General features: G+C 54.7%; 9 protein-coding genes and 1 pseudogene. 4 read left to right on the top strand and 6 right to left on the bottom strand.

Annotated features, from left to right (window positions below; translation table 11 throughout):
- The first annotated feature begins 10 nt into the window (after positions 1 to 10).
- The 3 genes from D5085_18350 to D5085_18340 are packed head-to-tail and all read left to right on the top strand — an operon-like array spanning position 11 to position 6,358.
- Positions 11 to 2,086, top strand: a complete 2,076-nt coding sequence (locus D5085_18350; protein QEP44923.1) for a GAF domain-containing protein — start codon at positions 11 to 13, stop codon at positions 2,084 to 2,086.
- 32 nt (positions 2,087 to 2,118) lie between these two features.
- A complete protein-coding gene (locus D5085_18345; protein ID QEP44922.1) occupies positions 2,119 to 2,835 on the top strand; it encodes a hypothetical protein in 717 nt (238 codons plus the stop codon).
- Positions 2,828 to 6,358, top strand: a complete 3,531-nt coding sequence (locus D5085_18340; GenBank protein QEP44921.1) for a hypothetical protein — start codon at positions 2,828 to 2,830, stop codon at positions 6,356 to 6,358. The genes D5085_18345 and D5085_18340 overlap by 8 nt, the downstream gene beginning before the upstream one ends.
- Here D5085_18340 and D5085_18335 read toward each other — a convergent pair whose 3' ends face one another.
- From D5085_18335 to D5085_18310, 6 genes and pseudogenes are all read right to left on the bottom strand, one after another.
- Positions 6,359 to 9,658 (bottom strand): hypothetical protein, encoded by a 3,300-nt coding sequence (locus tag D5085_18335; protein ID QEP45226.1) that lies wholly within the window; start codon positions 9,656 to 9,658, stop codon positions 6,359 to 6,361.
- A gap of 7 nt (positions 9,659 to 9,665) precedes the next feature.
- The gene (locus D5085_18330) at positions 9,666 to 10,283 is read right to left on the bottom strand and encodes a DUF4194 domain-containing protein (GenBank protein ID QEP44920.1); all 618 of its coding nucleotides are present in this window, start codon (positions 10,281 to 10,283) and stop codon (positions 9,666 to 9,668) included.
- A gap of 70 nt (positions 10,284 to 10,353) precedes the next feature.
- On the bottom strand, positions 10,354 to 11,799 hold the full coding sequence (locus tag D5085_18325; GenBank protein QEP44919.1) for a nitrogen regulation protein NR(I): 1,446 nt from the start codon (positions 11,797 to 11,799) through the stop codon (positions 10,354 to 10,356).
- Positions 11,771 to 12,889: a PAS domain-containing sensor histidine kinase gene (locus D5085_18320; GenBank protein ID QEP44918.1), complete on the bottom strand. Its 1,119-nt coding sequence runs from the start codon at positions 12,887 to 12,889 to the stop codon at positions 11,771 to 11,773. The genes D5085_18325 and D5085_18320 overlap by 29 nt, the downstream gene beginning before the upstream one ends.
- A 92-nt stretch (positions 12,890 to 12,981) precedes the next feature.
- Positions 12,982 to 14,391, bottom strand: coding sequence for a glutamate--ammonia ligase (locus tag D5085_18315; protein ID QEP44917.1), 1,410 nt, complete (start codon positions 14,389 to 14,391; stop codon positions 12,982 to 12,984).
- A gap of 2,695 nt (positions 14,392 to 17,086) precedes the next feature.
- A pseudogene (locus tag D5085_18310) lies at positions 17,087 to 17,191 on the bottom strand (endoglucanase).
- Positions 17,192 to 20,974: 3,783 nt separating this feature from the next.
- Here D5085_18310 and D5085_18305 point away from each other — a divergent pair.
- Positions 20,975 to 25,957 carry a hypothetical protein gene (locus D5085_18305; protein QEP44916.1) on the top strand — a complete coding sequence of 1,661 codons (4,983 nt, stop codon included), beginning with the start codon at positions 20,975 to 20,977 and terminating at the stop codon, positions 25,955 to 25,957.
- Positions 25,958 to 26,010 lie beyond the last annotated feature (53 nt).

The following is a 26,010-nucleotide window of genomic DNA, read 5'->3' as shown; positions in this document are numbered from 1 at the left end:
GCAGATAGCGATGGCCTTTGAACCCTTTGCCGATGAGCAGCAGGTGATTAGTGATAGTGACGAGCTGCTAAAGAGTGAACTTAATGAGAGTGCGTTTCGTCCCGCCTACGCTGCGCTACTGAAGGAGTATAAAAAACTCTATAAGACCTCTAATCGTCTAGTGCACATGAGTGATCGTAGTGAGGAGGGGTTAAAGGAGGCGAATGCCAAAATTCAGGCGCAGCAGGTCGAGCTAGAGCAGACGCACGCTAAACTGGAGAAACACGCCGATCTACTAGAAGAGAAGGTGCGAGAGCGCACGCGGGCGCTAGAGATAAGTCAGGCGAAACTAGAGCGGCTAGTGAGCCTAGGGATTTCGCTCTCGCTAGAGCAGAATTCAGTCCGTTTTAGCGAGATGATTCTCGCCGGCGCTAAAGAGTTAACCCATGCCGATGGGGCAACGCTCTATATTCGTACCCTCGATAATCGCCTTGAACCGCAGATTGTCTCCTACGATACGCTCGATATGCATCGTGGCGGCACCAGCGAACTACCGGTACAGCTACCGGTGGTTACGCTGCGTGATCCTGTGACCATGCAGCCTAACTACTTCAATATGGTCGCCCATGCGGTACTGACCGAGAGGACGGTTCGGGTTGGCAATAGCTACGAGAGCGTCGATTTTGACCATCAGGCGCAGCATCAGTTTGATATCGATAACGGCTATCGCACGCTATCGCTCATGGCGGTACCGCTAAAGCCGCGCGGAGGGGAGACGATTGGGGTCTTACAGCTAATTAACGCCCGTAAAAGTAGCGGGGGGCGCACCGTTCCCTTTACCGAAGAGATGGTGGAGATGGTCGGTGCGCTCGCCTCCCAAGCCGCTGTTGCCCACCAAAATCAGGAGCTAGTTACCTCACAGGAGCGGCTGCTCGACTCGATTATCAAACTGACCGCCTCGGCGATTGACGCCAAATCGCCCTACACTGGCGGCCACTGCGAACGGGTACCGGAGATAGGCAAACTGCTAGCACAAGCGGCGTGTGAAACTGAAGAGGGTCTCTTTGCTGAGTTCGATATGAGCGAGGAGCAGTGGCGCGAGTTTGAGATTGGCGCCTGGCTGCACGACTGCGGTAAGGTAACTACCCCTGACTATGTGATGGATAAGGCGACCAAGCTAGAGACCATCTATAACCGTATTCACGAAGTTCGGCAGCGGTTTGAGATTAAACATCGCGACTATCAGCTAGAGGCGCTACAAGCGCAGCTTGAGGGGGGGGATAAGCGGGCGCTTGAGCAGCAGTTAGGTGAGCGGTTGCAGCAGCTACAGGACGATTTTGCCTTTGTCGCTGAGTGTAATGTCGGCGGGGAGTTTATGGTGCCCGAACGAGTCGAACGGCTTAGGGCGATTGCCGCTATCGAGTGGACGCGCTACTTTGATGATCGGCTCGGGCTGTCACAAGATGAGGAGTTTCGGTTGCAGGGCGTCGTTAAAAAACGGCTACCGGCTACCGAAAAGCTGATTAGCGACAAAAAGGAGCATCTGTTTCCCTATCCTAAAGGTGAGCTGCCATATCGCATGGAGGCTTATGGCTTTAAGATGCAAGCGCCTAAATATCTCAATAACACCGGGGAGCTCTACAACCTTTCGATTCCGAAAGGGACGCTCAATAGCGAAGAGCGCTATAAAATTAATGAGCACATGATTCAAACGGTGATTATGCTCGATCAACTCCCCTTTCCGCGTAATTTAAGTCAGGTGCCCCATATCGCCTGTAACCACCACGAGACGATGATAGGTACCGGCTACCCGCGCCAATTGACCAAGGCCGATATGTCGGTACAGGCGCGGATCATGGCGATTGCCGATATCTTTGAGGCGCTGACCGCCTCAGATAGGCCCTACAAAAAGGCCAAACCCCTCTCTGAGTCGCTGCGCATTATGAGTTTTATGCGTAACGATCAACACATTGATGCGGATCTATTTGAGCTCTTTTTAACCAGCGGTGCCTATCTCGACTATGCGCGTCGTTTTCTCCACCCCGATCAGATCGATGGGGTCGATATCGACAAGCTGTTACAGCGACCTGAGGCTAAACCCGCCTAAGATTTTTATATCAACCCTGTGAGGGAGTCACGATGAGATACCTACTATTCGCTTTTTTATGGTTCATAGGAGCGAGTCAGGCAGAGCCGCTATCGGTAGAGATTGTCTATGAGGCGCGTCCCCCCTTTGTCATCAAAGAGGGCGACTCCCTCAGCGGCAGGGTAGCGACACCGCTCATGGTAGCGCTAGAGCGGGGGGGGCTCGCCTATCAGCTCACCGAAAAGCCCTCCAAACGCCATCTGCACGAGATTAAAGCTAATCAAGCGGCTCTCTGCGCCGTCGGCTGGTTTAAAAACAGCGAACGGGAGCAGTATGCTAAATATAGTCAGCCACTCTATCGGGATAGGCCGATGGCGATACTGATTCATCGTAGCAATGGCCGCTTTAGTACCATCCACTCGGTCGATGATCTCTTTGCCGACACGGCGTTACTCCCCCTAATCAAAACCTCCTACTCCTATGGGCAGTTTATCGATACTCGTCTAGTTGAGTCGGGAGTTAAGGTGCGTCAGACCGGTACCGACAATATCACCATGATGTCGATGATAGCGAAACGACGCGCTGACTATATGTTTATTAGCCGAGAGAAGAGCGATGAGCTGCTACAGCAGCACCCCGAACGAGAGCGGCTAAGCGTTAAGCCGCTAGAGGGGATGCCGGAGGGCAATAGCCGCTACCTTATCTGCTCCCAGCAGGTGGAGGATGCCTTTCTCGACCGACTTAATGCCGGCCTGAACTTAGATGACTAGTTTGTGTCAGCGACTGGCGCTACTACTACTATTACCACTGCTAAGCGGTGTCGCGGCTGCCGGACAGCAGCAGGCTGAGGCGCTCGCCAGTATGGTCGCCGGCTATCTGTTTGAACTGAATCGTGATGGCCCGGGGCAGGTAATCCCCCCCTATCTATCCGATAAGCCGCAGATTCACAGTGTGGCGATTATCGATGCGGTCGATGAGACACTCTTTTGGCACTACCCCTACGGTGAGCCCCCCTCCGAGGGGTGTGTCGCGCCGCTACAGCGGCAGCTAGCCGCTATCGACTACGATGGCGAGACGATTGGTCGGGTTGAGCTCTGCTACCTGCCGGCAGAGGGGGAGCTGCTGTTGACCGCAGCAGAGCAGGCGTGGCTTGCTAACCACGCGCCGGTTAGAGTCCATAACGAAAATAACTGGCCACCGTTTAACTTTAACGACAATGGCCAGCCGCGCGGTCTCTCTATCGATCTAATGCGCCATCTAGCTGAGAAGGCGGGGCTGCGGCTAGCGTTTGTCTCGGGGGAGTGGAACGAGCTGCTCAATCAAGCCTTTTTGGGTGATATTGATGTCATGCTCAATATCGCCAAAACCGAACAGCGCCAGGCCTATCTCGACTATGTTGGCAGCTATGCCGAGAATCCAACCGTTATCTATGCCCGTAAAGATAGGGGGGATATCAGCGATATTGACTCGCTAAATGGCAAAAAAGTGGCTGTTGTCGATGGTTTTTGGATTGATCGTATTTTGCTCGATAACTACCCGCTTGTGCAGCGGCTTGTGGTCAATAATGTCCAAGAGGCGCTGGAGGCGGTGCTCTATGGCCGAGCTGAAGCGACTATCGGCTCACGCATTGTCCTCGACTACGCTATCAATCAGATGATGATGGCCGATCTTGAGCCGCGTGCTAAGTTTCAAGCTGATGATAGCTCAGCCGAGCTCTATCTGGCCGTTAGCAAAAATAACCCCGAACTCCACTCAATCCTCTCTAAAGCGCTACAGGCGACGACGATGGTGGAAATGGGAGAGATCCGTCAGCGCTGGCTAGGGAAGCAGAGCCGGCTGGCGGGTTTAAGCGCTGAACAGCAGCGCTGGATAGAGAGCCACCCCACGATTCGGGTGGGCGGTGAACTCGACTGGGCGCCGTTCGATTTTGTCAATGAAAGCGGTGAGCACCAAGGATTGGCTAACGACTACCTACGGCGACTTGAGGGGCTGATCGGCTTTAAGTTTGATATTCAGACCGGTAGAAGCTGGAATGAGCTGCTCATAGCCCTCGAACAGGGGGAGATCGATATGTTGCCGGCGATCTACTTCTCACCCGAGCGGGCAAAAAAGTTTAACTTTACCCACTCCTACCTCTCGCTATCGGACTACTTCTTTACCCGTAGCGACAGAGAGCCTATCCACTCATTAGAGTCGCTCTATGGGCAGAGAGTCGCGGTTGTGAAAGGGTATGCGATTGTTGACTGGTTACAACAGCACCATCCCCAAATTGAGCTGTTGCAGAGTGAGACGATTCTGGAGGGGCTGCGACAGGTCAAATCGGGGCAGGTGGAGGCGTTTATTAATGATAACCCCTCGACTACCTACACGATGGAACAGCACTTTCTCTCTGGAATTGTGATCAATAATTTAGTGCCGGGGCGCTCTCCGATCCGTCTACACATGGCGACCCGCAGCGACTACCCTGAGCTAGCGGAGATCATCTCATTAGCGATTAAGGCGATCTCACCGGTAGATCGGCGACAGATCTCACAAAACTGGATGAGTACCATCGAGCGGGGAACGGCGACACTAGAGCTGACTGATCGGGAGCGAGAGTGGTTAATCGACAAGCCGCTGCTGCGCTTTGCCGTCGATCCTAACTGGTTACCGATAGAGGCGATTACCGCGACCGACGAGGGGCCGCGCTACGAGGGGATGATGGCCGATATTTTGCAAAAAATAGGTGAAATCTCCAGTATTCGCTTTGAATTAGTGCCCACTGAGAGGTGGCCTGAGTCGGTAGAGTTGGCACGAACCGGTCAGGTCGATATGCTCGCTGCGGTGAGTCGAACCCCTGAGCGGGAGCAGTTTCTCGACTTTAGCTCCACCACGATTGAGCTAAACGATGGGGTGGTAATGCACCACGATGCTGAGTTCATTAGCGAGTTATCGGATCTGAAGGGGCTGCGGGTTGGCGTACCCGATGGCATTTCGGTACACCACCTAATCAGGCAAAACCACCCTGAGATAATCGTTATGCCGATCAAAGGGACGCATAACGGCGTTAAGCAGCTACTCGATAACACGATCGATGCCTTTATCGGCAATCTTGAAGTGATGAGCTACATTATGAACCAGCAGGGGATCTATAACCTAAAAGTGGCGCTGCGGCTCGATAAGAGGCGTCAACTCCATATCGCACTGTCGCAGCAGCTCCCCCCCGAGGCGCTCTCGGTGCTTAATAAGGCGATTGCGGCGATTCCAGAGAGCGAAATGGATACCATTCGCTACCGCTGGGTTGGGTTGAAGGTGGGGGAGGAGCTCGACTACCAGCTAGTGTTCAAGATAGGGCTCGGGGTGTTGGTGGTGATTTTGTTAATCCTCTACAACAACTACCGCCTTAACCGGCTAGTCGCGCTCAAAACGGCCGATATTGAGCGCCAAAAGGAGGCACTGCGCCAATTTAACCACACTTTAGAGCATCGAGTTGCTGAAAGAACGGCAGAGCTAGCCGAGAGCGAACAGCAGATGCGCTCGGTGATGGAGATCTTAACCGGCTCTATTCAATACGCCAGCCGCATTCAGCGTTCAGTGCTGCCGCGCGAAGCGCAGCGGCGCAAACTGCTGCCTAAACACTTTATTCTCTGGGAGCCGCGCGATGTCGTCGGGGGGGATATCTACTGGATGCGACAGTGGCTTAAGGGGCGCTACATTGTGTTAGGGGACTGTACCGGCCATGGAGTGCCGGGCGCTTTTATGACCCTCATTGCTAACGGCGCGTTTGAAAATGCGATCGACATGGCCCCCCCCGGCTCGCCCGCCTCACTCATCGGCTATATGCACCGCTATATGCAGCAGTCACTCGGACAGGATCTACCCGAGGGGGAGTCGGATGACGGCATTGAGTTAGGGGTGCTATTTATCCCCGATCAAGGTAGCGAGCTAATCTTTGCCGGCGCCCGCTTCTCCCTCTTCTATCTCGATAGTGACCACGACGAAGTGGTGGAGGTTAAGGGGGATAAGTGCGGTATCGGCTATCGTGGCGTCTCAATGGGAGTGCTGTTTAATAATCGCAGTCTCGAACAGCGCCCTGGACGCCGCTTTGTGATGAGCAGTGATGGCATTTTAGATCAGGTCGGCGGTAAAAAACGGCGCATGATGGGCAAAAAACGGTTTAAAGAGCTGCTGCTACAGAGTCGTTCACTGCCGATAGAGCGGGTGGGAGGCTATCTATTTGAGGAGATGAACCGTTATCGCGGTGAGGAGTCGCGCCGTGATGATGTCTCGGTAATAGGCTTTGAACTGTCGTGACTATGGCTTCTTTTCAATCTCCTCCCACGTCACCTCACAGCTGCGGCTCTCATGGGTTGCGCTATCGCGTTCGACAATAATGAGCGAGCGGGCCGACTCTCGCGCTAAATTGAGATTTTTGAACGGGGTAATCAGATTGACATGGAGCTTTAACTCCCGAAAGACTCGCAGCACTCGGCGACTGACCGCCTCGGCGCTGTTAGAGAAGGCCTCATCGAGAAAAACGGTGCAGTAGATAGGCTGTTCGCCGCCATCGGGGGTGAGAACATAGGCGAGGCTAGCGGCGACGATGGTGCCGGCGAACGACTCCTTCTCACCGCCCGACTTACCGCTAGAGGAGGTGAGTCGATCTTTAACTACGCCATCGGTGTCGATCTCTTCGGCATAGAAGCTGAGCTGATAACGCGGATCGAGCAGACGCAGACTCTCTAGCGTCGGTGGCTGGTTGGCGGTCGCTTTGTCGAGTTGACTCACCACCTTCTGTAGCTGATGGTAGTGCGCCTCCTGATCTTCCGGTTCGGTAGGGGCTAGAAGCTGCTCTAGCTGGCGGTTAAAGCGGCGCACGAAGTCATACTCCTCGATCTCACTGCCGAGTCGCAGATGGGTGCCGGGACGAAATTCGGTACGGGCTAGTACCCGATTGATGGTGTTAATGCGATCGGCGATATCTTCCCGTTCAGCCTCAATACGGGAGCGAATGTTAGCTAGCGATTGGGTGGTGTGGAGAGTGAGCCGCCGCCGAAACTGCTCTACCAGCTTAGGTAGCCCCTCCTGCTCTAGCCGCTGTAGCTGTTGCAGATAGTCGGTAATCGCCTCAGGATCGCTGCCCCAGCTAGCGGCAATGGTTGGCCACTGTTTCCGATAGGTGACCATGACTGCCACCGCTCGGCGGCTATAGCTCTGGAGGCGGTTGCGGGCGCGATTTTCGCGCTGCTCTAGCTCGTGCCGCTGCTGCTGTTCAATATCGCGGATCTGATCTAACTGCGGTAGCGTCAGTTCGCCTATGCGCTCAATAAGGGCCTCTCGACTAGCCGCATCGAGGGGATCGGTGGTGGCGGCGGCGGTGGCGGCTCGCTGCTGATGTTTACCCGCCTCATCGAGTGAGCCTTGTAGTAGGCCGCTACGAGCGATGTGGCGGCGGATCGCCTCCCGCTGCTGTTTGAGCTGCTGCTTCGCCTCCTGCCACTGCTGCCGTGCGGTGGTGGCACCCTCTTCGGCAGCGGCTAACTTTTCCAGATCTAGCTGTTGCTGCTGATAGCGTCTCTCAATTCGCGGCAGATCGATATCGTCCCACTCGATGGTGAGTAGCTGCTGCCACTGCAGCAGGCGCTCATCCTGCTGTTGTAGGAGCCGATCCGCCGCCTGACACTGCTGCTGTAGCGCGGCTATCTGCTGGTGTAACTGCTGTCGATCCTGCTGTAGCAGTGGCAGGCGATCGTGGGTCTCAAAGCCGAGCTGCCAAGTGCGCTGATCGTCGATAGGCGAGTGATCGCGCTTCTCTAGCTGACCCGCTTCGTGCTGAATGAGGCCAGAGGGGGTGATCGAAAAGGGGAGCGATGCTAGTTCGCTCGGCCCATTAACACAGTGGTAGTCAACAGCGCCCAAAAAGTGCTGTAGCCAGCGGGTATAGCGGTGCTCTCGCCAACGCAGACGGCAGAGGATACCGTCGGCTCGCCAAGTGGGCGGGGCAGTGGGCAGAGTCTCCATATCGACACGCTGTAGGGTGATATGGAGTCCGCTGTGGTGCTGATTGAGCCAGCGAATCGCCTCTTCGTAGCGGCTCTTTTCGAGAAGTAGTCGCGTGGCCAGTGGCTGAAGAGCCCGTTCGATCGCCCCCTGCCATAGCGATTGATCCTCGGCGACCGCGATGAGCTCACCGAGATAGGGGAGCTGCGGTGGCTCTAGCGCCAATTCAGAGGCTAACTGCTGCCGAAACTGCTGATAGGGCAGGGCGATATTCGAGTCGGGACGAGAGGTGAGGCTCTCTATCTGCTCTTCAAGCTGACTGAGTTCACGCTGCTGCTGCTGTAGGGCTAACCGAGTGTCGGGGAGCTGTTGTAGCAGACTCTGGCGCTGCTGCTCAAGGGCCGTTATCGACGCTAATGCCGCCTGCTGCTGGCGCTGAAATAGTGTCGGTTCGAGCTCGGGGTTAAGCTCTAGCTGCACGGCGAGCTGCTGATAGCGTTTGGCTTGGCGGGCGATGCGCTGCTGTTCGGCGCTAGCGTGGTCGAGTTCGAGCCGCAACTGCTGTAACTGCTCACTGCCACGGCTTAAAAAGGCGGCGTGAAGCTGCTCAACTCTGTCGGCAAGATCGGACTCCTGCTGCTGTTGCTGTTCGATCTGCTGCTGCTGCCGTTGCTGCTGTAGGGTGATATCGTCGATGCGTTGTTGCCACAGCCGCTGTGCCTGCTCGCTAAGATAGACGCTCAGTGCGCGGCGTTCGGCCTGTAGCTGCTGTAGCTGCTCCTCGGCGCTGCTAATGTGGTGGTGCAGCGCCGGTAGCTCCTGCAGCGTATCGCGCTGATTGCGGGCATCTTCGAGCTGGCGGTGGATAAGCACCAGATCGTCAAATTCGGCCACCACTTGGCGTGCATCGTGGCTGACGCCACTCGGCTCTAGCACCAGATCGCGAATGAGTTGGGTCAGATTGTCGATCTTTTTTAACCCTAGTGCCCGCGAGAGCAGCGCTGGGGCGTTACGATTATGGAGCGATAGGTAGCGGCAGTAGCACTCTTGATAGTCACTAAAGGTATCAAATAGCTGCCTATTGGGGCTATTGCGCAGTCTCTGTTTCAATTGGCGACTCTCCCCTTCGCCAAAGTGCTGTAGCAGTGTCTGTAGCGAGAGAGGTTCGACGGCGACCAGATAGAGCCGTTTTAAATCGCTTAAAGCGTGGCTCGATTGGGTAAACCAGAAGAGTGCCGTTAAGGTAATAACGCTGCCGTTATCGCGACGATAGAGGGCGCTCACGCCGGTGACTACCGCCCCTGGCCGTTTATAGAGGGTCTGAGTGCGGGAGCCGTCGTGGGCGGTGCCGTAGCTGCCGCGAATATAGGTCACTAGCGAGCGATCGTGGCGATCACCTTGAGCTGCGGCGATATTAAAACTGGTCTGACCGGCCGGTAGCAGCAGCGCCATGAGGCCATCAATGAGGGTCGATTTACCGGAGCCGTTATCACCGGTAATGAGTGTCCCCTGCGGATCGATGCGAATCTGGTGCAGTCCATGAAACGAGCCCCAGTTACAGAGCGATAGCTCGGCGAGGCGGATCTGGTCACGACTGAAGAGATCGCTCTGCATGGCGAGTTCAGAGGCGCGAGGGGGGGGCGGAGGAGGCGGGGAGTAGCTGCTCATACTCAAGCAGTAGCTGTTGCAGAAATTCAGCGCCAACGACATAGCGAATAACGGCGGTAATTTCGTAACGACCCGACTCACTGCGCAGTGGCTGGATAATCTTCCTCTCCCGCAGCCGTTCTAACGCGCCGCTCAATTTGCGCCGATCTTGGCGGGCGCTGTTAGTGAGTGGGAGAAAGGGGAGTAACTGGCTCTCTATCTGCTCAATATCGATAGTGATCTGCTCCTCCCCCGCCGTTTCTCGTTGCTGAAAGTGGCGTCGTAGCACCAGCAGTAGCAGCGTATCGTAGAGAGTTAGGGGGCGAGGGGGGATCAGTTCGGGGTGGCTCTCCTTTGCTTCACTACTGAGTTGCTGTTGTAATAGCGCAATGCCGGCGCTCTCATCTAGCACCACCTCTAGCCACAGAGTGGCGAGATAGTGGCGCACTTGCGGTAGGTGGCGCTGTAGCTGCTCAAACTGTGAGGGTCGTTTGGCGGCGAGCACGACCCCTTGGCGCATTAGCTCGACGACGGCCGGACGCACGGCATCGGCGAGCAGCGGGGGGCAATCGGTGGTGGCGGTCGAGGGCAATGGTGTCGGCTGTGGTCGTTAAAAGCTTGTGGTCGTTAAAGGAGCGCCATTATAGACCCATCGTAGCGGATCAATCCATTCCCAGCTCTTTGATCTTTCGAGTTAGGGTATTTCGCCCCCAACCGAGCAGCCGCGCCGCCTCCTGCCTTCGGCCGCCAACTTGCTGTAGCGTGACCTCAATTAAGGTTCGTTCGAACTGGGGGAGGGCTAGGTTAAGGAGATCGTGATGGCCCCGCTCTAGCTGCTGCTGTGCCCATCGCCTAAGCGGTGGGAGCCAGCTATTATCGCTATCTTTGCTAGCTAGGCGAGGCGCTGGCATCAGGGCGGTGCTCTCGGTTACGGCAGTTTGAGTCTGTCGCTGTTGTCGCAACTCCGGCGGTAGATCGTCGAGTCGCACCTCCTGCCCCGGCGACATCACCGTCAGCCAGCGACAGCTATTTTGTAGCTGGCGCACATTACCCGGCCAGTCGAGGCGAGAGAGGTAGTGCAGCACTTCGGAGTTGACTCGCTTGGCATCGACCTTGAGCTCTTCGGCAGCCTGCTGCATAAAGTATTTAATTAACAGTGGAATATCCTCCCGCCGCTCGCGCAGGGAGGGGATATGGATGCGAATGACATTGAGGCGGTGGAACAGATCTTCCCGAAACCGCCCCTCTAGCACCCGCTGCTCCAGATTTTGGTGGGTCGCGGCAATAACGCGCACATCGACCCGCAGCGGTTGGCGTCCACCGACTCGATAGAACTGGCCATCGGAGAGAACTCGCAAAAGTCGCGTCTGTAGCTCAGCCGGCATATCGCCAATCTCATCTAGAAATAGCGTCCCGCCATCTGCCTGCTCAAAGCGACCTTCACGGGTGGAGTTAGCACCGGTAAAGGCTCCCCGTTCATGGCCAAACAGCTCTGATTCGAGCAGATCTTTGGGGATAGCGGCGGTATTAATAGCGATAAAGGGCTGTTTAGAGCGGGGGCTGTGGCGGTGTAGGGCGTGGGCGACTAGCTCCTTGCCGGTACCCGATTCGCCATTAATCAGCACTGTGATATGGGAGCCGGAGAGACGGCCGATAGCGCGAAACACCTCCTGCATGGAGGGGGCTTCACCGATAATTTCGGCGCTAGTGAAGCTCTCTGGTAGGGGGGTATGTTGCTGCTCTTTGCGAAACTCTATGGCGCGGTTGGCGAGCTCGACCGCCACATCGACATCAAACGGTTTGGGGAGATACTCAAAAGCCCCCCCCTGATAGGAGGAGACCGCACTATCGAGATCAGAGTGAGCGGTCATAATAATCACCGGAATCTCGGGCCACTGCCGGTTAATCTGCTCTAACAGATCAAAGCCGTTCATTCCCGGCATCCGAATATCGCTAATAATAGCATCGGGCTGCTGTCGGGAGAGGAGGGCTAGCGTCTCTTCGCCGCTCTCAAAGCTCTTGACCCGTAGGCCAGCCTGTTTGAGCGCCTTCTCTAGCACCCAACGAATGGAGCGATCATCATCGACAATCCACAGTTGTGCATCCATCTCTCTCTCCTGTTTTGCTCGATATAGGCGTGGTAATAATCGGCAACAGCACCGTAAATTGGGTGTGTCCCGCGCGGCTTTGCCACTCAATCAGGCCGTTGTGGAGATTAATGAGTGACTGGGCAATCGGCAGGCCGAGTCCGGTGCCCTCCCGTTTACTGGAGATCATCGGTAAAAAGATACTCTCACTAATATCTTTGTCGATACCGGGGCCGTTATCGATAATATCGATCTTCGCTACCAGTTTATGGATCTGGTTGCCGATGGTGAACTGGTGTACCGCTCGGGTACGCAGGGTGACTCTGCCGTTGCCGTTGACCGCTTGGGCAGCGTTACGGGCTAGATTCATTAGCGCCTGAATGAGCTGATCTAGATCGGCCATTAACTCCGGAATGCTGGGATCGTAGTCGCGAATGATCTCTAGTGTGGTGGGAAAATCGGCCTTAACGATCTGCCTGACCCGCTCTAGCGCTTCGTGGATACTGATCATTCGTCGTACCGGCGGCGATTTAGGGCCGAGCATCTGATCAATAAGCTCCTGAAGCCGATCCGCCTCACGAATAATCACTTGGGTGTACTCTTTTAGCTCCTCGTCATGCAGCTCGCGCTCTAATAGCTGCGCGGCACCCCTCACGCCACCGAGGGGATTTTTAATTTCGTGGGCGAGCCCGCGTACTAAGACCCGAGTGGCCTGATTCATCGCCATCAGCCCCTCTTCGCGAGTAATGCGCAGGCGGCGATCAATTTGGGTTATTTCGACAATCAACTCTTGGGCATCGCTCACCTCATAGGTGGGAATCGCCATTAAATCGACGGTAATATCGCCACCATGGAGTCGCCGTAGAGTGATACCGCGACGGGCAATCGGGTTACCCTCCTGTAGCGCCTGCTCCATTAGCGCAACTAAGTCACTATCTTGCAGCAGCTCTAACGCCGACATAGCTGATACCCGACGCATACTGACGCCGAGCACCATCTCGCCGGTGGTGTTCAGATAGCGCAACATCAACCGGTTATCGAATAGTAAAACCGCCGACTGGAGAATATCGAGTACCTGGCGGCAGCTATTTTTTACCTCTTTTTCGGTCATAACAGCTTCCCTAAAAAAAGCGCCCCGTGAGAGGCGCTTGTAAGGAGAGTGTCGTAACAGTAGGCGTCGGTAGTTACGACAGTCGCATATAGCTAAACCGAGTAGTACATATCGAACTCAATCGGATGGGTAGTCATTCGTATCCGAGTGACCTCATCCATTTTAAGATTAATATAGGCGTCAATCATATCGTCGCTAAAGACCCCACCGGCGGTCAGAAAGCTGCGATCGCCATTGAGCGCCTCTAAGGCTTGGTCAAAGCTATGGCAGACGGTCGGAATCGCTTTTGCCTCCTCTGCCGGTAGATCGTAGAGATCTTTATCCATCGCCTCACCGGGGTGAATTTTGTTCTGAATACCATCCAGACCGGCCATTAGATAGGCTGCGAAGCAGAGATAGGGGTTAGCGGTTGGATCGCCGAAGCGAACCTCAATACGACGCGCTTTCGGGCTATTAACCCAAGGAATACGGATGGAGGCAGAGCGGTTACGCGCCGAGTAGGCGAGCATAACCGGTGCTTCAAAGCCGGGAACCAGTCGCTTGTAGGAGTTAGTTGACGCATTAGCGAAGGCGTTTAGCGCCCGAGCATGCTTAATAATGCCGCCGATATAGTAGAGGGCTGTCTCGCTCATCCCACCATACTCGTTACCAGCGAAGACATTGTCGCCCCCTTTAGCGATAGACATGTGGACATGCATTCCAGAGCCATTATCACCGACTAGCGGCTTAGGCATAAAGGTGGCGGTTTTGCCAAAACTGTGGGCGACATTGTGAACACAATATTTTAATAACTGCACCTCATCGGCTTTACGCACCAATGTATTAGCGCCAGTACCGATTTCGCACTGACCTGCGGTCGCGACTTCGTGGTGATGAACCTCGACCTCAAGGCCCATATCCTCCATCGCCAGACACATCGCCGCGCGAATGTCGTGTAGCGAATCGACCGGAGGAACCGGAAAATAGCCCCCCTTAACCCCCGGACGGTGGCCCATGTTGCCATCGTTATAGACCCGCTCGGAGTTCCATTCGGCCTCTTCAGAGTCGATTTTAACGAAGCAGCCGCTCATATCGGCACCCCAACGAACATCGTCGAGAATAAAAAACTCCGGCTCGGGGCCAAATAGAGCCCTATCACCGATGCCGGTCGATTTTAGATACTCTTCAGCGCGGCGGGCGACAGAGCGGGGATCGCGGTCATACCCCTCCATGGTTGAGGGCTCGACGATATCGCAGGTAATATTCACCATCGTCTCTTCGGCAAAGGGATCGACCACTGCAGTTGTCGGATCGGGCATTAAAATCATGTCCGATTCGTTAATCCCTTTCCACCCCTGAATAGAGGAGCCGTCAAACATCTTACCGTCAGCAAAGGTATCCTCATCAACCTGACTGATGGGGACGGTAACATGTTGCTCTTTACCATGAGTATCGGTAAAACGAAAGTCGATGAATTTGGCACCGCTATCTTTAATTAACTTCATTGCGCTATCTGCTGACATTTAGGTCCTCCATTGCAGGTTAGACTGGGGTTTGGCTAAATCGGCCCTCTAGGGCCGTTGAGTTTCGGTCATAAGCTACCAGCACAAACTGTGCCAGCACCAAAATAGCCCAAGCTGGCCACTTTAGGCAAGTAGAGATTGATAAAAATGGGTACTTTTGGTGCAGCCGCACCACTTTGGTGCGTTTTAATGGTGCCAATGAACACGCCAAATTTTTTGAACCCCATCTCATCTTGAACAAGCCAATCTATACTATACTTTCCTATACCTTCACCCAATCTTAATCGAGCTGATGCCGAACTGTTGAGCTATTGAATAGCAGGATACCGTAGATGAGCAATATCGTTGAACTACCCGCGTGGACCGCCAATGCCACCCAAACCTATCGGGAAGAGGGCCATCTGGTGATTGAAGGGCCTAATGGCGAACGGTACAGCGTAGAGAACTACTTTAACGCCGATATCGCCCCGACCCTGCAAATAGTGCAAAGCGGTGGCGAAACAAGCCAATTTGTCGCGCTCGATAGTGGCGCGGGCATACTGCTGCAAAATGTTACCCCTCCAGCCACAGCGGCGGTCACCGACGAGCCCCCACCGTCGGCCAACGCCATCACAGACATAGATGCAGAAGTGCTTGAACAGGAGAGTGAACTGCAACTCCTCACCGCCCTAGCCAATGGCGAAGCGCTAGAGGAGGTGATAGAGGCGCTACAGCAGCAAGGGATCATCGATGCCACTCTGGACAGCGATAGCTTAATCAACCGCATCGCCGAACAGCTCTCGCAAGGGGAGCTTCCGGGAGAGGCACTACAACAGGCGGTTGCTGAACAGCAGCTAGCGCAGCAGTTACTTGCCGAAGTGGAGAGCGAGAGCCGCGAGGGGAGCCTACTCGATGCCCTTGCAAGCGGCGAAGATGTCGAACAGCAGCTTCAACAAGCCCAAGGTGAGACCGATAGCAGCACCTTTACCGAACAGCTACAACAGGCGATTAGCTCAGGGGCCGACATCGATGCCGCCCTTGCCGAGGCAGAGGCTGCCGCCGCCGAGATGGACCAAGCCGATAGTGGGTCGGCGCAACCACTCTCAGCGAGCGACGCACTACTGATGGCCCTAGCATCGGGTGAAAATCTCCAACAGCAGCTACAGACCCAATTTCCCGACCTCAGTCCAGACCAGATAACCCAAATGGCGACCGAACTGAGCCAATCGCTCTCGGCAGAGAGCGACATCGGCATAGACGAGGCGATTAACAGCGCAGAGACAAACATAGAACAGCAGCAGCAAGCCGAAATGGCCAGTGATAGCGGCGAAGCCGACCCACAACTACAAGCCCTCGCCAGCGGAGACAGCAGCGCCCTGCCAGAAGAGAGCGCCCTGACCGATACCCTAGTTGCCGCATTAGAAGAGGGTAACAGCTTTCAACAAGCAATGGCGCAGGCCATCGCGGCCGAAACAGCAGCCACGACAGCCGAACAGAGCACCCTCACCGACGGCGACCCACTCCTAACCGCCCTAGCCAGCGGTGGCGAGAGCGCCGAAGAGGCACTCAACGAGCTAGAACAGAGTGGCGGCGCAGCCTTTCAACAAGCGCTAAGCGAAGCCCTCGCCAGCGGAGCCGAACCGGCAAGCGCCCTAAACGAAGCGGCGGCAGTCGCCGAAGCGGTGACCACCACCACCGCAGCGGTCAACCAACCGAGTGCCGAGAGCCAACTAGCCAATGCCCTAGCGAGTGGAGAGAACATAGAGACCGTACTAGGAGAGAGTCGCCCCGCATCACCAAACAACAGCACCTTTCAACAAGCCCTAACCGAAGCCCTAGCCAGTGGCAGCGACTTACAAGCGGCGGTAACCAACGCCACCACCGAAGCCGACACCATCGCCGCGGTGAGCGCCAGCGTCGAAAGTGGCGTCGCGACCCCAGAACAGCAGATGATAACCGCCCTAGCCAGCGGTGACGAAAGCGTCACCACCCTAGAAGCCTCCTCCCCCCAACTAGAGAACCTCATCGCCAGCCAGAACCCCGTCGCCCCCGTGGTCGCGACAACCAATACCCCAACAACTGAAAGCCCAGCGACAACCCCGCCCGCCGAGAGTGCCGCGGCCATAACAGAAACAGACGCGCCCCAATCGGCCCCGATTGAAACAGCAACAACCACCGCACCTCCCACAGAAGAGCCAGCAGCGACCGAAGCCGCACCAGAAGAAGCCATTGCAACAGAAGAGCCCCCAGCAGAGACCGAAGTAGCTACAGAAGAGGCCCCGGCAGAGAGCGAAGTGGTCGCAGAAGAGGCCCCAGCAGAGAGCGAAGTGGCCGCAGAAGAGCCCGAAACTGAAACCGACCCCGAACCAGAAACAGCCGCAACCGAAGTGCCGCCAGAAGAGACAACTGCCGCCGCAGAACCCCCACCGCCAGCAGAGAGCGAGGTCGCAGCAGAGACAACACCGGCGGAACCACCAGCCACCTCAGAGCCTACGGAAGAACCGGTAACTTCCGCTCAAAACGATACGACCACAACAGCTATCACCGATGAAACAGTGGCGGTTGCAGAGACCACAACACCAACACCCGCAACGAACAGTAGCCCCACGCCCTCAAACAGTGACTTGACAGCGAGCAACAACAATTTTGAACTACCGGTGATATCGCCTATAACGCCGACAACAACAGTAACCCCGCCAACACCCACAACCCCATTTGTGCCTACGCCTGAGCCTGAGCCCGAACCCGAGCCCGAGCCCGAGCCCGAACCCGAACCCGAACCCGAGCCTGAGCCTGAGCCTGAGCCTGTTAATTCGCCACCAACAGGAGCACTATTGCTCAATGGCACCGCCAGCCAAGGGGAGACCCTCACCGCCGACACCAGCGCTATCGTAGATGAAGATGGTTTAGGCGAGTTTAGCTACCAATGGTTAGCCGGAGGCACTGCCATTACCAGCGCAACAGCGTCAACTTACACATTGACTCAAGCTGAAGTTGGAGCAGCGATTAGCGTCACCGTCAGCTATACCGATGGCCAAGGCACCCTTGAGAGCCTCACCAGTGCCACTACCGCAGCCGTCACCAATGTCAACGATCTACCCACCGGCAGTGTGGTCATCACCGGCACCGCCACCGAAGATCAAATCCTAACCGCCGACACCAGCACTATCGCCGATGAAGATGGTTTAGGTGAGTTCAGCTACCAATGGTTAGCCGGAGGCACTGCCATTACCGGCGCGACAGCCCCAACTTACACCCTGACTCAAAACGAAGTCGGTCAACCGATTAATGTCACCGTCAGTTACATTGATGGCCAAGGAAATGTTGATAGCCTAACCTCAATCGCCACTGCAGCCGTCACCAATGTCAACGATCTACCGACCGGCAGCGTGGCCATCACCGGCACCGCCACCGAAGGTCAAACGCTAACCGCCGATACCAGCGCTCTTGCCGATGAAGATGGTTTAGGTGAGTTCAGCTACCAATGGTTAGCCGGAGGCACCGCCATTACCGGCGCAACAGCCTCAACTTACACATTGACTCAAGCTGAAGTTGGTCAACCGATTAGTGTCACCGTCAGTTATACCGATGGCCAAGGCACCCTTGAGAGCCTCACCAGTGCCACTACCGCAGCCGTCACCAATGTCAACGATCTACCCACCGGCAGTGTGGTCATCACCGGCACCGCCACCGAAGATCAAATCCTAACCGCCGACACCAGCACTATCGCCGATGAAGATGGTTTAGGCGAGTTCAGCTACCAATGGTTAGCTGGAGGCACTGCCATTACCGGCGCAACAGCCTCAACTTACACATTGACTCAAGCTGAAGTTGGTCAACCGATTAGTGTCACCGTCAGTTATACCGATGGCCAAGGCACCATCGAAACCCTTACCAGTGCCGCCACCACAGCCGTCACCAATGTCAACGACTTACCGATCGGCAGCGTGACCATCACCGGCACAGCCACCGAAGACCAAACTCTCACCGCCGACACCAGCACTATCGCCGATGAAGATGGTTTAGGTGAGTTCAGCTACCAATGGTTAGCCGGAGGCACTGCCATTACCGGCGCGACAGCCTCAACTTACACATTAACCCAAGCTGAAGTCGGAGCAGCGATTAGCGTTACCGTCAGTTATACCGATGGCCAAGGCACCCTTGAGAGCCTCACCAGTGCCACTACCGCAGCCGTCACCAATGTCAACGATCTACCGACTGGCAGCGTGATCATCACCGGTACAGCCACCGAAGATCAAATCCTAACCGCCGACACCAGCACTATCGCCGATGAAGATGGTTTAGGCGAGTTCAGCTACCAATGGTTAGCCGGAGGCACCGCCATTACCGGCGCAACAGCCTCAACTTACACATTGACTCAAGCTGAAGTTGGTCAACCGATTAGTGTCACCGTCAGTTATACCGATGGCCAAGGCACCCTTGAGAGCCTCACCAGTGCCGCTACCGTAGCCGTCACCAATGTCAACGATCTACCCAGCGGCAGTGTGGTCATCACCGGCACCGCCACCGAAGATCAAATCCTAACCGCCGACACCAGCACTATCGCCGATGAAGATGGTTTAGGTGAGTTCAGCTACCAGTGGTTAGCCGGAGGCTCTGCCATTACCGGCGCAACAGCCCCAACTTACACCCTGACTCAAAACGAAGTCGGTCAACCGATTAGTGTCACCGTCAGTTACATTGATGGCCAAGGAAATGTTGATAGCCTAACCTCAATCGCCACTGCAGCCGTCACCAATGTCAACGATCTACCGACTGGCAGCGTGACCATCACCGGCACAGCCACCGAAGACCAAACTCTCACCGCCGACACCAGCACTATCGCCGATGAAGATGGTTTAGGTGAGTTCAGCTACCAATGGTTAGCCGGAGGCTCTGCCATTACCGGCGCGACAGCCCCAACTTACACCCTGACTCAAAACGAAGTCGGTCAACCGATTAGTGTCACCGTCAGTTACATTGATGGCCAAGGAAATGTTGATAGCCTAACCTCAATCGCCACTGCAGCCGTCACCAATGTCAACGATCTACCGACTGGCAGCGTGACCATCACCGGCACAGCCACCGAAGATCAAACACTAACCGCCGATACCAGCACTATTGCCGACGAAGATGCTCTAGGCGAGTTCAGCTACCAATGGTTAGCCGGAGGCTCTGCCATTACCGGCGCAACAGCCCCAACTTACACCCTGACTCAAAACGAAGTCGGCCAAACGATCAGCGTCACCGTCAGTTATACCGATGGCCAAGGCACGATCGAAACCCTTACCAGTGCCGCCACTGTAGCCGTGACCAATGTCAACGATTTACCCACTGGTAGCGTAATCATCATCGGCACCGCCACCGAAGATCAAACGCTAACCTCCGATACCAGCGCTCTTGCCGATGAAGATGGTTTAGGCGAGTTCAGCTACCAATGGTTAGCCGGAGGCACTGCCATTACCGGCGCGACAGCCTCAACTTACACATTAACCCAAGCTGAAGTCGGAGCAGCGATTAGCGTTACCGTCAGTTATACCGATGGCCAAGGCACCCTTGAGAGCCTCACCAGTGCCACTACCGCAGCCGTCACCAATGTCAACGATCTACCGACTGGCAGCGTGATCATCACCGGTACAGCCACCGAAGATCAAATCCTAACCGCCGACACCAGCACTATCGCCGATGAAGATGGTTTAGGCGAGTTCAGCTACCAATGGTTAGCCGGAGGCACCGCCATTACCGGCGCAACAGCCTCAACTTACACATTGACTCAAGCTGAAGTTGGTCAACCGATTAGTGTCACCGTCAGTTATACCGATGGCCAAGGCACCCTTGAGAGCCTCACCAGTGCCGCTACCGTAGCCGTCACCAATGTCAACGATCTACCCAGCGGCAGTGTGGTCATCACCGGCACCGCCACCGAAGATCAAATCCTAACCGCCGACACCAGCACTATCGCCGATGAAGATGGTTTAGGTGAGTTCAGCTACCAGTGGTTAGCCGGAGGCTCTGCCATTACCGGCGCAACAGCCCCAACTTACACCCTGACTCAAAACGAAGTCGGCCAAACGATCAGCGTCACCGTCAGTTATACCGATGGCCAAGGCACGATCGAAACACTTACCAGTGCCGCCACTGCAGCCATGACCAATGTCAACGATTTACCCACTGGTAGCGTAATCATCATCGGCACAGCCACCGAAGACCAAACTCTCACCGTCGATACTAGCACCATCGCTGATGAGGATGGTTTAGGCGAGTTCAGCTACCAATGGTTTGTTGAAGGTACAGAAGTTGTCGGCGCGACAGGGTTAACTTATACCCCGACTCAAAATGAAGTCGGTCAAACAATCAGCGTCACCGTCAGTTATACCGACGGCGGGGCGAGGCTAGAAAGTTTAACTTCGGCGGCGACATCGGCTGTTTTGGGGGTGAATGATGCCCCCACGCTAACTTCGGCGGCGGGGGGGACGATTCACTACAGCGAGGGCGAAGGGCCGCTTATTATGTTCAGCGATGTGGTGGTGAACGATATCGAATTGGATATCTTGAACGATTATGGTGGCAGTTCGATCACTATCAGTCGCCAGGGGGGGCGAATGTGAACGATATCTTCTCTACTAGTGGTAATCTCTCAGCATTAAGCGAAGGTGCATCGTTATCACTCAACTCAACTCCGATTGGTACAGTCACTACCCATTCTGGTGGAACGCTACAGATCACTTTTGCAGCAGGGGTAACCAAACCCCAGGTGGATGAGACGCTGCAATCGTTGGCGTATAGTTACAGTGGCTCTTTGGCTGACTCTGCCGATTATCAGCTACAGTGGCGCTTTTCTGATGGCAATAGTGGGGCGCAGGGGAGTGGTGGCCCTCTAGTGGCAAAGGGTGGTAGTGGTACGAGTACTCTTTTGTTCGTGTCCGACTATATGGGAGCCGATAGCAATATTGTTACGGTGCTACAGGGCGATGGTCATAGCGTTACGGTGGTGGATGGCAACTATGATGTCACTACAACGACAACCCCCTATCTGTTAAGTGATCTCTCTGGTTATGATGCGGTCTATTGGTCTGCATCAGGGGACGGTAGTGGAAATATGCACAGCGATGCGGGGCTGTTTACTCATCTTAGTAACTATGTTTCAGCGGGCGGTAAGCTATTTATTACCGGTTATGATTCGATTGCCTCGCCGACCGACACACTGCTTATTCAGTTCATTGATGGCCTATCTACTAGTAGTGGCGATGGGTCGGCGCTAGGGGCGATTACTGGTATTAATAGCCTCAGTACTGGTCTATTTGATCTTCAGGGGTTGACGCCTACAGGGGGGTATGGAGATCAAGATTATGTGGTCACTAGCGGCGCTACGCCGGTGTTGACGACCGGTAGTGCTAACTCTTCATGGACGATTCGCACTTTAGGGAGTGGTGAGATAGCCTATGTGGGTAATGGTGCCTCTAGCTCAGGTGTTGATCCCTCTTGGGCGGTGGATGCAGCAGTCGGGGATGGCAGCGGTGCCTATAACGGCGCGGTGCGTAACTTTGCCTACAATGCGGTTGGCGGGATAGCGGTGACGGTAGCGGTTAACGCTGCGCCGACATTCAGTGGTGGTGCTATGCTGGCAGCGGTGGCTGAAGATAGCTTGGCGCCTGCGGGGGCTTCGGTGGGTGATCTCTTTGCCGCTCTATTTAACGATGCCGATGGCGATAGTTTAGCGGGAGTTGCCATTGTGAGCGATGCAGCTAATCTGATTAACGAGGGGAGCTGGCAATACTCGACCGATAGTGGTATAACTTGGCATGCGGTAAGTGGGGTGGCGGTTAGCACGGGCGCTGCTCTATTGTTGGATAGTGTGGCGCTGTTGCGCTTTGTGCCGGTTGCCGACTATCACGGTACCCCGGGGAGTCTGATGGTTCATGCGGTGGATAACTCGGCACCGACTCTCTTTAGTAGCGGTGCTGTTCGGCAAACTTTTGATACGACTATTGATGGTGTCGCTTCGGTAGTCTCGGTGAGTGGGACGGCGTTAACCACCTCGGTGACGATGGTGAACGATGCGCCACTCATCACCTCTAGCGCAGTAACTAGCGTTAACGAAGATAGCCCCTATAGCTACACTCTAGCTGCAACCGATATCGATAGCGACCCTCTTACCTATAGCGCGGTGACTCTGCCGAGCTGGCTCAGCTTTGATGCCGCCAGTGGCGTTTTAAGCGGGCTACCGATGCAGGAGCATGTCGGCAGTCACGCGGTGACTTTGCGGGTGAGTGATGGTACGGTCGATGTTGACCAATCGTTTACCATCGATGTGGCTAATGTGAATGATTCGACCCAGATCTGGTTCTCTGGTCTGACACTCGGCCCCTCGTCTGATAATGTCGATACCGATTTAATGTGGTCACGCAGCGAACCGGATAGTGAGATGAGTCGTGAAATTGTGTTTCGTACTACCAGTGGCGGTGGGCTGTTCTCGGTACAGGAGGGGACGCACCGAACCGCCCCCGGAGCGCATGATCGCCACTTAGTGGTTAAAGAGGATGGTAATCTCTATTCAAGAGTGTGGGGAGGTACTAGTGGTGTTGAGGAGTTAACTACCAACGGGTTAACCCTAACTGATGGTAACCTCCATCGCGTGCTCTTTACGATGGGGAGTCGGGGTACCGAGATCTATGTTGATGGTCAACTAGTACTGATGGGTACTCTCACCTCATCAGGTGCCTACAATGATGATACTCAACGGCTAGGCGCGTCGGTGGATGGTAATCAGGACGGTTTTGGCGGAACCTTCTTTAGTGGCGAGCTGTACTCCTATCGCGCTTGGGATAGCCAGCTTAGTCAGAGCCAAGCACTAGGAGACGCTACGCTGTTACCCTCTGCGGTGTATCAGATTAATCTCAATCAGGTGAGCGATCCTACTCAAATAACGGCTCTAGTTGGAAGTAACTATCAGCTCACTCCTGTGGTTGAGTTTATTGAAAACGGTGCCGCCGTTACGGTAGCACCGACTCTCCGCTTGACCGATACCGACAGTGCGCCGATGGTCGCCTCGGCGACAATTTCCATTGTCGCCGGTGGGCTGAGTGGGGATGAGCTATCGGTAACGCTAGGCGCGACGGCGATCCATGCAAGCTACGATTCAGCCACTAGGGTGTTGACACTGACTGGCTCTGATACGCTAGCTAACTACCAAACAGTACTACAATCACTACAGTTTGCTAATGTTTTCGCCGATACCGTCAGTACTCTCGGCAACAGCCGGACGATTCGCTACCAACTAACCGATAGTGAGGGGGGGGTAGTTACAGCGGATCGAACGATAAATATGGTTGCGGTTAACGATGCGCCTGTGGCTCATGATGCAAGTAACACGATCTATGAAACCTCTAGCAATAGCGGAATCACCACGGTAAATGGTAGTGTCACCTACAGCGATATCGAGGGTGATAGTAGCAGTATCACCGCCGTGCGTGTGGGAAGTAGCGAAAATAGTGGTACAGCTGGAACGGTAGGTGCTCCTCTGGCGGGAAGTTATGGTAACTTAACGCTCAATAGTGATGGCAGTTATAGCTATGTGATAGATAATGCCACGGCAGCAATCAATGCACTCAATAGTGGTCAGACGCTTACTGACTACTTCAACTATACCTTCACCGATAACGGTAGTCCCCTTGCTGCTAGTGATAGTGCTGTTCTAACCGTGACGATAGTGGGTACTAACGATGCTGCTGTCATTGGTGGCACCCTCTCAGGTAGTGTGACAGAAGATACATCCTTCCTTACTAACGGTACAGCGACTGCGACCGATGCCGACAATCCCGATAACTCTTTTCAAGCGATCACTAACTACAGCAGTTACTATGGCTATGGGACTTATTCGGTAGAGAGTGGTGGGAGCTGGAGTTATACGCTCAATAATAGTCATAGAATGGTAGATGCTTTAGGTAGTGGGCAGACGCTATCTGACCATTTTACCCTCTACTCTGTCGATGGAACGGCTCAGACGGTAACTATCACGATAAATGGGTATAATGACATTGGCTCTAATAGTGCCCCCGTTGCTACTGCGGATAGTTATACGGTACCTGAAAACTATGTTGGCTCGTTAGCTTCTGTGCTTGGTAACGATAGTGATAGTAATAGTGGAGATATTATCTCAGTTACTAGGGTTGGGAACAGCTATGGCGCAGAGGTTCTGCCCGGAACTGGTATAGGGGGTAATTGGGGTATTTTAACACTTTATTCGGATGGTACAGTTGATTATTCTATAAATTATGATTCTCTTGCCTCTGGGCAGACCGTAACCGACAGTTTTAACTATACGGTGAGTGATAGAAATGGTGCCTTAGATATCGGACAGATTACGATTACGATTACCGGGGAGAATGATACGCCACTTTTTTCCGGCGCGCTAGCAACTGCGGCAACGGTAAATAGTTACTACTCCTCCTCGATCCATTTTTACGATATAGACAGTAATAGTAGTGTGACACCCTCTATATCATCTGGCTCTATCCCTCCCGGGTTAAGCGCATCTTTGCCAACGGGCGGCTCCAGCGGGTATGTCACGCTATCAGGTACGCCAACTACATCGGGTAGCTATCCTTTTGGCTTGACCGTTACAGATGGTTCTTCTAGTAGTACTTATAACACTACGATTTATGTCTATGTCTCTCCCGTCACCATCGACCTCAACCAAGACGGTCTCGACTATATCGCTCTGTCCGCCTCGACCACTACCTTTGACTACAACGGTGATGGTTACGGCGAACTCACCGCCTGGATGGGCTCAACCGATGGCCTACTGGTACTCGATCTTGGCAGCGATAGCCAAATAACCGATCGCTCAGAATTCGTCTTTACCGACCATGCACCTGATGCCAAAACCGACATGGAGGCGCTACAAACGGTCTTTGATAGCAATCAAGATGGCTGGCTTGATAATCAGGATAGCCAGTGGAGTGAATTTGCCATTTGGCAGGATGGTAACAGTAACGGTATCAGTGAAGCGGGAGAGGTGAAATCGCTGGCCGAATGGGGTATAGCGCGTATTGGCTTGGTGAGTGATGGCGAGTTAGCGCATCCTGTCGAGGGGGTGACTGTCCATGGCCAGAGCGTCGTGCAGCTAGCCGATGGCTCGACCACTACCGCCGCCGATGCCGCTTTTGCCTACCGCACCTGCCCACTATCGGCGACCGAAGCGGACGAATTTGTGGCGCAAATGCGTCAGGCACAGCAGCAAACGCTGCAACAGGCCGAGCAAAATAGGGCGTTTGAACTCTCAGATAGCGACTTTGAACAGCAGTTTTTGGAGGCGATGGCGAAGATTCAGACCGAGCGGCCCGCACCGGAGCCGATCGTTGGCGAGCAGGAGCTGTTTGAGCTCGCACCGGGGGAGCGGCTGCTCTCCGATGGGATGATAACGACCGATGAGGCGCTCTGTCAGCTAATGCTAGAGAGGCTCTCTCATGGCGCGGGTGAGGGTGGCCGTGCTGATGCTCCATTCGATATAGCTAGTGCCGATCTCTTGCCGTTTGTGCAGCTAATTGAGAACGAAGGAGAGGAGGCGATGGTGCTGAATTATTAGCCCCCACACCGACAGTGTGCCCAGAGTAGGCCTAATAGTGTATTAATGTAGCC

This window comes from Ectothiorhodospiraceae bacterium BW-2, assembly GCA_008375315.1.
Classification (GTDB): domain Bacteria; phylum Pseudomonadota; class Gammaproteobacteria; order Thiohalomonadales; family Thiohalomonadaceae; genus BW-2.
Note: the sequence above shows the minus strand (reverse complement) of the source record. Positions and strands in the feature narration are given on the sequence as shown.

Coding starts and splice junctions, on each gene's coding strand:
- D5085_18325 (QEP44919.1), bottom strand. CDS start 11,799: ATGGATGCACAACTGTGGATTGTCGATGATGATCGCTCCATTCGTTGG.
- D5085_18335 (QEP45226.1), bottom strand. CDS start 9,658: ATGCAGAGCGATCTCTTCAGTCGTGACCAGATCCGCCTCGCCGAGCTA.
- D5085_18315 (QEP44917.1), bottom strand. CDS start 14,391: ATGTCAGCAGATAGCGCAATGAAGTTAATTAAAGATAGCGGTGCCAAA.
- D5085_18345 (QEP44922.1), top strand. CDS start 2,119: ATGAGATACCTACTATTCGCTTTTTTATGGTTCATAGGAGCGAGTCAG.
- D5085_18350 (QEP44923.1), top strand. CDS start 11: ATGGCCTTTGAACCCTTTGCCGATGAGCAGCAGGTGATTAGTGATAGT.
- D5085_18340 (QEP44921.1), top strand. CDS start 2,828: ATGACTAGTTTGTGTCAGCGACTGGCGCTACTACTACTATTACCACTG.
- D5085_18320 (QEP44918.1), bottom strand. CDS start 12,889: ATGACCGAAAAAGAGGTAAAAAATAGCTGCCGCCAGGTACTCGATATT.